11 protein-coding genes are annotated in these 8,770 nt (G+C 67.0%); 7 read left to right on the forward strand and 4 right to left on the reverse strand.

Translation table 11 applies throughout. From position 1 onward, the window contains the following. Window positions 1–503: DMT family transporter (locus G3N94_RS37775; RefSeq protein WP_205799318.1), on the forward strand; the 503-nt coding region annotated here is incomplete at its 5' end. 276 nt (window positions 504–779) lie between these two features. Beyond that, window positions 780–965 (forward strand): hypothetical protein, encoded by a 186-nt coding sequence (locus tag G3N94_RS37780; RefSeq protein WP_124600766.1) that lies wholly within the window; start codon window positions 780–782, stop codon window positions 963–965. 113 nt (window positions 966–1,078) lie between these two features. Here the strand turns inward: G3N94_RS37780 and mgrA are convergent, their stop codons facing one another. After that, a complete protein-coding gene (gene mgrA / locus G3N94_RS37785) occupies window positions 1,079–2,122 on the reverse strand; it encodes an L-glyceraldehyde 3-phosphate reductase (protein ID WP_205799319.1) in 1,044 nt (347 codons plus the stop codon). 187 nt (window positions 2,123–2,309) lie between these two features. Between mgrA and G3N94_RS37790 the strand changes: the two genes are divergently transcribed. Continuing rightward, window positions 2,310–2,516, forward strand: coding sequence for a DUF3185 family protein (locus tag G3N94_RS37790; protein ID WP_205799320.1), 207 nt, complete (start codon window positions 2,310–2,312; stop codon window positions 2,514–2,516). Between the two features lie 134 nt (window positions 2,517–2,650). Here G3N94_RS37790 and G3N94_RS37795 read toward each other — a convergent pair whose 3' ends face one another. Continuing rightward, window positions 2,651–3,421 carry a phytanoyl-CoA dioxygenase family protein gene (locus G3N94_RS37795; RefSeq protein WP_205799321.1) on the reverse strand — a complete coding sequence of 257 codons (771 nt, stop codon included), beginning with the start codon at window positions 3,419–3,421 and terminating at the stop codon, window positions 2,651–2,653. Window positions 3,422–3,775: 354 nt separating this feature from the next. On the opposite strand from G3N94_RS37795, the gene G3N94_RS37800 reads away from it, so the two are divergent. After that, window positions 3,776–4,117, forward strand: coding sequence for a hypothetical protein (locus G3N94_RS37800; protein ID WP_205799322.1), 342 nt, complete (start codon window positions 3,776–3,778; stop codon window positions 4,115–4,117). A gap of 111 nt (window positions 4,118–4,228) precedes the next feature. Here the strand turns inward: G3N94_RS37800 and metK are convergent, their stop codons facing one another. Continuing rightward, window positions 4,229–5,416 carry a methionine adenosyltransferase gene (metK, locus tag G3N94_RS37805; RefSeq protein WP_205799323.1) on the reverse strand — a complete coding sequence of 396 codons (1,188 nt, stop codon included), beginning with the start codon at window positions 5,414–5,416 and terminating at the stop codon, window positions 4,229–4,231. A gap of 265 nt (window positions 5,417–5,681) precedes the next feature. Between metK and G3N94_RS37810 the strand changes: the two genes are divergently transcribed. Beyond that, entirely contained in the window at window positions 5,682–6,566 is an 885-nt protein-coding gene (locus G3N94_RS37810) for a lipid A biosynthesis lauroyl acyltransferase (protein WP_205799324.1), read from the forward strand. Window positions 6,567–6,642: 76 nt separating this feature from the next. On the opposite strand, the gene G3N94_RS37815 is transcribed toward G3N94_RS37810, so the two are convergent. After that, the gene (locus G3N94_RS37815) at window positions 6,643–6,945 is read right to left on the reverse strand and encodes a HigA family addiction module antitoxin (RefSeq protein ID WP_205799325.1); all 303 of its coding nucleotides are present in this window, start codon (window positions 6,943–6,945) and stop codon (window positions 6,643–6,645) included. 370 nt (window positions 6,946–7,315) lie between these two features. Between G3N94_RS37815 and dapF the strand changes: the two genes are divergently transcribed. Together dapF and G3N94_RS37825 are read left to right on the forward strand one after the other, a co-directional pair. After that, window positions 7,316–8,185, forward strand: coding sequence for a diaminopimelate epimerase (gene dapF / locus G3N94_RS37820; RefSeq protein ID WP_205799326.1), 870 nt, complete (start codon window positions 7,316–7,318; stop codon window positions 8,183–8,185). Window positions 8,186–8,219: 34 nt separating this feature from the next. After that, window positions 8,220–8,770 (forward strand): DUF484 family protein (locus G3N94_RS37825; protein WP_205799327.1); only part of this gene is annotated, 551 nt, incomplete at its 3' end.

Raw genomic sequence — 8,770 nt, forward strand, 5'->3', positions numbered from 1 at the left:
CACGCGTCGCGGGGCTCGGGCTCGCGCTCGCCGGGCTCGCGCTGATCGTCTGCCGCGGCACCGGCGGCTCGGCCATGCCGGTCGCGGGCATCGCCTGCGCGCTCACCGCGCTCGTCGCGCTGACGGCCGGTGCGCTGCTGCAGAAACGCGTACGCTCGGCGCCCACCGACGTATTGCCGCTGCAGAACGCGATCGGGCTCGCGCTATGCGCGGCGATCCTGCCGTTCCGGCCGATCGCATTCGATACGACCTGGGCGTTCGTGGTGCCGCTGCTGTGGCTCGGCATCGTGATCTCGGTCGTCGCGCAGCTGCTGTTCTATCGCCTGATGCAGCGCGGCGATCTCGTCAACGTGACGAGCCTGTTCTATCTCGTGCCGGTCGTCACCGCGCTGATGGATGCCGTCTGGCTCGGCAACCGTCCCGAGCCGCTCGCGCTCGCCGGCATCGGCGCGATCGTCGCGGGGCTCGCGCTCGTGTTTCGCGCGCCCGCGGGTCGCAGGTGACCGGGCGGGCCGCTCGTCGACGACGGCGGGCGGCCCGCCTGCGCAGGCTACGCCCAAAAAAGGATCGTCGCGCGGGCTATCTTGAAAGCAGCGGGAAAGCAATGCGTAAGGGTTCCGTCTTGTTCGCGGCCGATATCGGCGTTTCGTCACATTTTCCGCTGCTTTTTTAATGGTTCGGATAGCGAAAAGCATGCGGCGTTATCTATACTCGAACTGACCACCCATCCCACAATCGGGTCGGATCAAGACGAAAATGCCAAGGCATGGGAGACACGCATGACCACCTATTTCACGATCGGTGACTTCATCCTGCTGATTCCGATGGCGCTCGCCGGCGCGCTGTTCCTCGGTTCGGTGCCGTGTGCAACCAATTTCCGCCACAACCTGTTGCGCGTGCTGGGTGCGATGCTCGGGGTCGGCGTCGCGTTGCTGCTGGTCGAAGGCCTGCCTGCGCTGATCTAGCGGGCCCGTCCCGGAACGCCGACACGGTGCTGTGTCGGTGCAGTGGCGGCGCTGTGGCGGGATGCCCCCCGGCACGATGCGGCGGCCGTGTCGCGCGCCGCATCGGCTACCGGTCAGATCGCCTGATCGGTGGACGGCTTTTCCCAAAGATTGATGCCGCCTTCCGTTGCGTAACGATCGATCTCGGCGAGTTCGTCGGCCGAGAATTCGAGGTTGCGCAGCGCCCCGACGTTTTCGCGCACCTGCTCCGCGCGGCTCGCGCCGATCAGCGCGGAGCTCACGCGTCCGTTGCGCAATACCCATGCGAGCGCCATCTGCGCGAGGCTTTGCCCGCGCTGCGCGGCGATCGCGTCGAGCCTGCGCACCTGCTCGAGATTGTCCGCGCTCAGATGCCCTTCCTGCAGCGAACCGCCGCCCGGCTTGTTCACGCGCGCGTCGGCCGGCACGCCGTTCAGGTATTTCGACGTCAGCAGGCCCTGCGCGAGCGGCGTGAACGCGATGCTGCCGGTGCCGATCGCATCGAGCGTGTCGAGCAGCTCGTGCTCGACCCAGCGGTTCAGCAGGTTGTACGACGGCTGGTGGATCAGCAGCGGCACCTTGTACTCCGCGAGCAGCGCGGCCATTTCACGCGTCTTCGCGGCCGAATACGACGAGATGCCGATGTACAGCGCCTTGCCCTGCTGCACGGCCGACGCGAGCGCGCCGGCCGTCTCCTCGAGCGGCGTATGCGCGTCGAAGCGGTGCGAATAGAAGATGTCGACGTAATCGAGCCCCATTCGCTGCAGGCTCTGGTCGAGGCTCGCGAGCACATACTTGCGCGAGCCGCCGCCGCTGCCGTACGGCCCCGGCCACATGTCCCAGCCGGCCTTCGTCGAGATCAGCAGCTCGTCGCGATACGGCTTGAAATCCTCTCTCAGCAGCCGGCCGAAGTTGGCTTCTGCGCTGCCGTACGGCGGCCCGTAGTTGTTCGCGAGATCGAAGTGGTTGATGCCGAGATCGAACGCGGTGCGCAGGATCTCGCGCTGCGTCGAAATCGGCGTCGTATCGCCGAAGTTGTGCCACAGGCCGAGCGACAGCGCGGGCAGTTTGAGCCCGGATCTGCCGCAGGTGCGGTATTGCATGCCGGCGTAACGTTCGGAAGCTGCTTCGTAGGCCATGGGTATTCCCGTCAGGACGTCGATGGAGCGCGCCGGTTGCACACGGGGTGCGCCGGCGGAGAAGAAGGCGCAGGACGCGCAGGACGGTTATGGTAGCGAACGCGGCGCGCGCGCGCACGGCGATGGACGCGGCCGCGACGCTCGCCTACACTGCGGCGTCTCGATTCACCGTTTCAGCGAGGTTGGTATGTCCCGGGTCATCTCGGTTGCGCTGCTCGTCGGCGGCGTCGTGCTGCTGTATTTCGGCGGCCAGTCGTTTCATTCGATCAACGACAACGTGTCGCGCTTCTTCACCGGCTCGCCAGCCACGAAAACGATCCTGCTGATCGCCGGCGGCGTCGTCGCATCGCTGATCGGCCTGATCGGGCTCTCGATGCCGGGCGGCAAGCGCTGACCCTGCACGACCGCGGGTCGCATCGTATTGTCGCGTCGCGTCATCGCGTCGTGTCATTGCGGCAGCCGCCGCTGCCCCGGTGATGCCAGGCCTGCAGCGGCCGCCGGAAAGCGGCGCTCAGGTACCGAACGTCGTCAGAAAGGCACTTCCGGCTTCGCCGCCGAACGCGTGCCCGGAACCGGCCGGTTGCTCTCGCCGTGATACGTGAACACGAGCGAGAACTTCACCTGATCCGACAGGTTCTGGCCCGCCGAATGCAGCGTGTTGCAGTGAAAGAACACGACGTCGCCCGTGTTCAGCGGCGGGCAGGTTGCCGCATCGATCATCTCCCGGTTCTCCGCGAGATCGCCGCGGAAGAACTTCGCGTCGTCGAACGCTTCCGACCCGAATTCCGCGGTATGCGAGCCCGGCACCAGCCACAGCGCGCCGTTCTCGTTGGTTTCCGGCCCCAGCGCGACCCACGCCGACACCATGTCGGCCCGCTCGAACGCCCAGTAGCGGAAATCCCGGTGCCAGCCCGTCAGGCTGCCGTACGCGGGATGCTTCGTCATCATGCAGTTGTGATGCGCGCGCGACAACACGGGCCGTTCGCCGAAATATTCACGCATCCACGCGCTGATCTCCGGCGCTGTCGCACGCTCGGCGAATGCCGGATCGCGTGAATACGCGTCGAGCAGGCGCCGCACCGTGTGGCCGCCGGGCGCATGCTTCGACTCGGGCGCGCCCGGATAACGCAGGTCGGCCTCGAACTCGATCGGCTGCGCCGCCTCCTGCAACTGACGCTCGGCAATGCGCTTCAGCGCCGCGCACTCCTGCGCGCCGACGAGGCCGCGGGCGATGACGAAGCCGCGTTCGCGCAGTTCCGCAACCTGCGCGCGAATCGATTCCGACTGCAATGAAGACATGGGACGCTCGATGTATTTTTTGTGAATGTTTCGATTGTAAATCGGCGCCGGATGGCGCGCGAAGCACCAATGTCGTGCGCAGGGAAATGCACGCCGCCGATTTGATCCTGCGCAAGGGAACTGTGCGCCGTCGCGCATGCCTCAGCGACAGGCGGTATACAACGGAAGCCTTGCGGCACAAGGGTTATCCGCGACTTTTGCGCGTCACGAAAGCGCTGTAGCCTGTCGCGGCCTGTCAGTTCTGGCGGGCGCGGCGCGCAACGAGACTGGATACCATGCGTTGCGCCATCCGAGGCCGTTACATACCAGTGCGCTCGCCAAGGGCGCCATCATTTCGAGCAAAGCATCGTTCACATGCCATTCCGTCTGACTTCCCGTCTCAGCCGCGCTGCGAAGCGCGTCGTGCCGTCCGCTCCCCTTCGCCCGCTGCGCCATCATCGCGCGCGCGCGCAGGCGCTCGCCGAGCAGACGCAACCGCACGCCCGGTTCGACGGCATCCGCGCGTGGTTCCACGCATTCTTCTCGATGGTGAGCACGCAGGCGTTCGCACGCCGCGCCGGCCTGCGCTCGCTGCTGCAGAAGCCGTCGTCACTGCGCGCGCTCGCGCTGCGCCGCGCGAGCGGCCCGCAGCGCCGGATCAACCGCCCGCGGCGGCTCGCGGCCAGCGACGGCTGGTTCGCGTTCGCGGCACGCTGATCGCGCGGCGGGCCAGCCCGCTTCGCGACGCCCGCGCGCTGCGATGAGCGGCACGCGTGGCAATAAAAAACCCCGGCATCGCCGGGGTTTTTTGTTTCGTGTGACGAACGCTTACGCGACGCGCACCGCCGGCTCCACGCCGGCCGCTTCGGCCAGCACAAGCGCCTTGTCCGTCGCTTCCCACGAGAATTCCGGCTCTTCGCGGCCGAAGTGGCCGTAGGCAGCCGTCTTCTCGTAGATCGGGCGCAGCAGGTCGAGCATCTTGATGATGCCCTTCGGACGCAGGTCGAAGTGTTCGCGCACGAGCTGCGTGATCGTCGCGTCGGACACGCGGCCCGTGCCGAACGTGTTGACCATCACCGAGGTCGGCTCGGCGACGCCGATCGCGTACGACACCTGGATCAGCGCGCGCGACGCGAGGCCGGCCGCGACGATGTTCTTCGCGACGTAGCGGCCTGCATAGGCAGCCGAACGGTCGACCTTCGACGGATCCTTGCCCGAGAACGCGCCGCCGCCGTGCGGCGCAGCGCCGCCGTACGTATCGACGATGATCTTGCGGCCGGTCAGGCCGCAGTCGCCCTGCGGGCCGCCGATCACGAACCGGCCGGTCGGGTTCACGAGGAACTTGATGTCGCCCTTGATCAGGTCGGCCGGCAGCGTCGGCTTGATGATTTCCTCGATCACGGCCTCGCGCAGCGCGGACAGTTCGATGTCCGGCGCGTGCTGGGTCGACAGCACGACGGTGTCGATCGAGTGCGGCTTGCCGTCGACGTAGCGGACCGTCACCTGCGACTTCGCGTCCGGACGCAGCCACTGCAGGCGGCCGTCGCGGCGCAGGCTGGCCTGGCGCTCGACGAGACGGTGCGACAGGTAGATCGGCAGCGGCATCAGTTCCGGCGTTTCGTCACACGCGTAACCGAACATCAGGCCCTGGTCGCCCGCGCCCTGGTCGAGGTTGTCGTCGTGCGCGCGGTCGACGCCTTGCGCAATGTCCGGCGACTGCTTGTCGTACGCGACGAGCACCGCGCAGCCCTTGTAGTCGATGCCGTAGTCGGTGTTGTCGTAGCCGATGCGCTTGATCGTGTCGCGCGCGATCTGGATGTAGTCGATGTTGGCCGTCGTGGTGATTTCACCGGCCAGCACGACGAGACCCGTGTTGCACAGCGTTTCGGCCGCAACGCGGGAGTATTTGTCCTGCTCGAGGATGGCGTCGAGAATCGCGTCCGAGATTTGGTCCGCGACTTTGTCCGGATGGCCTTCGGAGACGGATTCGGACGTGAAGAGATAATCGTTTGCCACTTGTTCAGGCTCCATGTTGGTTACGGTTGGTTTCACGTAGCCAGCTTCGGTTAGCCTGAAGCGGCGACGCTTTAGCGGATTACCAGTACCGGGCGGCGCGCTTCGCGCCAGCCGGCTTCGCCCCGCAAGTTGTCAGTTAACTCGGCGAAGCCCGTATTATAGCGGCTTTCCAGAATTGTCACAGAGTGCCGCCCGTGCCGCATTTTTCGCTGCCCTTCCCCCCTGCTCGCATCATGCCGGCTCGCCCGATCCACGGAGGCTCCGCATGCTAGGCCGCCTCGGCACGTCTATCGCCATCGGCTTCCTGAAGCTGCTCGCGCGCCTGCCGTACGGCCTGACCGCCCGGTTCGGCGACGGGCTCGGCTGGTTGCTCTATCAGATCCCCAGCGGGCGAAAGCGCATCGTACACACCAATCTGAAGCTCTGCTTCCCCGACTGGAGCGACGCCCGCCGCGAGGAAGTCGCCGGGCTGCATTTCCGCCATGCAATCCGCAGCTACGTCGAGCGCAGCTATCAGTGGTTCGCGTCGGAAGAAACCTACCGCAAGCTGTTCACGGTCGACAGCGCGGTCGATCTCACCGATCCCGACATGCCGCCGACCCTGCTGCTCGGTTTCCACTTCGTCGGCATCGAAGCCGGCTCGATGGCGATCAATCTCGCACTCGAGCGCACGTGCGGCTCGCTCTATACGCCGATGAAGAACCCGGAGATCGAGGCTGCGGCCAAGGCCGGCCGCAGCCGCTTCGGCGCGGAGCTGGCGAGCCGGGCCGACAGTGCGCGCGTCGTGCTGCGCTGGCTGCGCGACCGCAAGCCGGTGATGCTCGGCGCCGACATGGACTACGGGATGCGCAATTCGACCTTCGTGCCGTTCTTCGGCGTGCCGGCCTGCACGCTGACGGCCGTCGGCCGCTTCGCGCAGGTCGGCCACGCGCAGGTCTTGCCGTTCATCGGCGAGGTGCTGCCGAACTACAAGGGTTACCGGCTGAAGGTGTTCAAGCCGTGGGCCAATTACCCGACCGGCGACGACGATCTCGACGCGCGCCGGATGAACGAATTCCTCGAGGAACAGATTCCGCTGATGCCCGAGCAGTATTACTGGGTCCACAAGCGGTTCAAGACCCGCCCGCCGGGCGAGCCGAACCTGTACTAGCACGCATTGGCCGGCGTGTGCCTGCCCCGCCAAGCCGGCCGATGTCACGCCGGCGGTCACCGGGAACGCCCGGCCGTCAAGTCCGCGCGTGGGCCCGAACCACCTTCGGCATGCCCTTCGCGCGCGCTTGCCAGAGATCGTACGCAGCCTGCTGCGCGAGCCACAGATCCGCGCGCCCGCCGTTTTCCTCGCCGAGCCACCCTTCGATGCGCAGCGCCATTTCCGGCGAAATGCCGGCGCGGCCGTTCAGCACGCGCGATAGCGCCGCGCGCGTCACGCCAAGCTGCGCCGCAGCCTCGGTGACGGTCAGGCCGAGCGCCGGCAGCACGTCGTCGCGTAGCGTTTCGCCCGGATGCGGCGGGTTGAAGATGCGTGTCATGCGTCTGAATGACCTCAGTGGCAAGAGTCGCGACGGCCTTCGGCCTCGCCTGTATAGCGTATAGCCACACTATACGAATTGCCTGGTTGAACTCTCAAATGGTGTGGCATCGGCGCGGAATCGGCTCGGAACCGCCACGCGCAACAGCCTACGATCGGCGCACACTCCGTCACAAGCCGGCCGATCGGCCAGCGCGACACCCTCCGCCAGGCTTCCCGCACGCTCCCGCGCCCCGGCCGCACGGGACGGCCGTGACGGCTGCATGTATCATTCGCGGTTGAGATCAGCACGACGAAGCAGCCCGCCCGGCATCGCGCCGCGACGCGCCCGCCGCGCTGAGCCCCCTATTTGCAATGGAATTCCGGGACCCGTGAAGCTCTCGTTCACCAAGATGCATGGCGCCGGCAACGACTTCGTCGTGCTCGACGGCTACTCCCGCGCGCTGCCGCCGCTTACCGAAGCGCAGGTGCGCGCGCTCGCCAACCGCCATTTCGGGATCGGCGCCGACCAGTTGCTGGTCGTCGAGAAACCGACCGTCGACGGCGTGGATTTCAAGTACCGGATCTTCAATTGCGACGGCGGCGAGGTCGAACACTGCGGCAATGGCGCGCGCTGCTTCGTCAAGTTCGTGGTCGACCGGCATCTGACCGACAAGCGCAGCGTGCGCGTCGAAGTAATGAAGGGCCTGATCACGCTGACGATGCAGGAGAACGGCGAGGTCGTCGTCGACATGGGCGCGCCCGTGTTCGCGCCGGACCTCGTGCCATTCGTTGCGGCGGGCCTCGACGGCCGCCCGGACGGCCGCGACACGTTGTGGCCGCTCGACGTGAACGGCGAGACGCGCTGGATCTCGACCGTGTCGATGGGCAACCCGCACGCGGTGCAGGTGGTCGACGACGCCGAAGCGTATCCGGTGCTCGCCGAAGGCCCGCTGATCGAACGTCACGCGCGCTTTCCGCAGCGGGTCAACGCCGGCTTCATGCAGATCGTGTCGCCCCACGAAGTGAAGCTGCGCGTCTACGAGCGCGGCGCGGGCGAGACGCTCGCGTGCGGCACCGGCGCGTGCGCGGCGGTCGCGGCCGGCATCCGGCGCGGCCTGCTCGAAACGCCTGTCACGGTGCACACCCACGGCGGCACGCTGACGATCAGCTGGGACGGCGCGCGCGACGAGTCTGCACCGCTGATGATGGCGGGCCCCGCCGCAACCGTCTTCGAAGGCGAGATCGACCTGGCTGTCTGACCCTTTACTTGTCCTGATTGAACGCTCCCGCCCCATGAACGATCGCGAAGTCGCCGACTACCTGCTCGCCAATCCCGAATTCTTCGCGCGGCACGCCGAACTGCTCGCCACGATCCGACTCGCGAACCCGCACGGCAAGGCGGCGATCTCGCTGCAGGAGCGGCAGATGGAGATGCTGCGCGACAAGAACAAGCATCTCGAGCGCCGGCTCGCCGAACTCGTGCGCTACGGCCACGAGAACGACAGCCTGTCCGCGAAATTCAGCCGCTGGACCGCGCGCGTGATCGCCGAGCGCGATCCGTACGCGCTGCCGCGCACGATCGCCGACGGCCTCGCCGACGTGTTCGACGTGCCGCAGACCGCGCTGCGCGTGTGGGACGTCGCCGACACCTACTCGCAGGCCGACTTCGCGCGCCAGGTCGGCGAAGAAGTGCGCCTCTTCACGAACGGGCTCGCGACGCCGTACTGCGGCGCGAACACGGGCTTCGAGGCCGCGCAGTGGCTCGCGCCCGCGGTTGCCGCATCCGCGAACGCGACGGACGGCGGCGATGCGGCCCCGGCCGGCGACGGCTCGGCCACGTCGGT

The sequence above is a fragment of the Burkholderia sp. Ac-20353 genome (assembly GCF_017104785.1).
Classification (GTDB): domain Bacteria; phylum Pseudomonadota; class Gammaproteobacteria; order Burkholderiales; family Burkholderiaceae; genus Burkholderia.